This is a genomic window from Streptomyces sp. BE20, from assembly GCF_036322525.1.
In the GTDB taxonomy this organism is placed as follows: domain Bacteria; phylum Actinomycetota; class Actinomycetes; order Streptomycetales; family Streptomycetaceae; genus Kitasatospora.
In genome coordinates this window covers 1-437 of record NZ_JAQYWW010000478.1, presented here as the reverse complement: position 1 = coordinate 437, position 437 = coordinate 1, and the positions used below count along the sequence as shown (strand labels likewise).

Genomic DNA, 437 nt, shown 5'->3' with positions numbered 1-437 from the left:
GGGGGGGCGGGGGGGGGGGGGGGGCGCGGCGCGGCGGGGGGGGGCGGGGGGGGGGGGGGGGGGGGGGGGACCCCCCCCTCACCGTGTACCGGCGGGTCTGTCCACCCCGCCCCCCCCCCCCCCCCCCCCCCCCCCCCCCCCCCCCCCCCCCCCACTCGCCCCCCCCACACAGCCCCCCACGCCGCCCCCCCCCCACCACACCCGCCCACACCGCCCGCCCGCCCCACCCACGACCCGCCCCCCACACCCCCCTCAACTTGATCTTGCGCTCGATGAGGTACGTCGCGATGTGCTCGGTACCGGCGTAGCGCCGGCGGCGCACCGCGTCGGCCGCCGAGCCGAGCGCGTGCAGCGGGGCCGAGCTCGGCAGAGCAACCGTCTGAACTCCACTCAACATGAGACCGCGCGCATGCCCGAAGAGCCAGGGCAGCAGGGGG

The 437-nt window shown here is 81.0% G+C and carries 1 pseudogene; it reads right to left on the bottom strand.

The features are described 5' to 3' along the window. Window positions 1–244: 244 nt before the first annotated feature. Window positions 245–397, bottom strand: a pseudogene (locus tag PUR61_RS06600) (dehypoxanthine futalosine cyclase); the annotation flags it as partial. Between the last annotated feature and the right edge of the window lie 40 nt (window positions 398–437).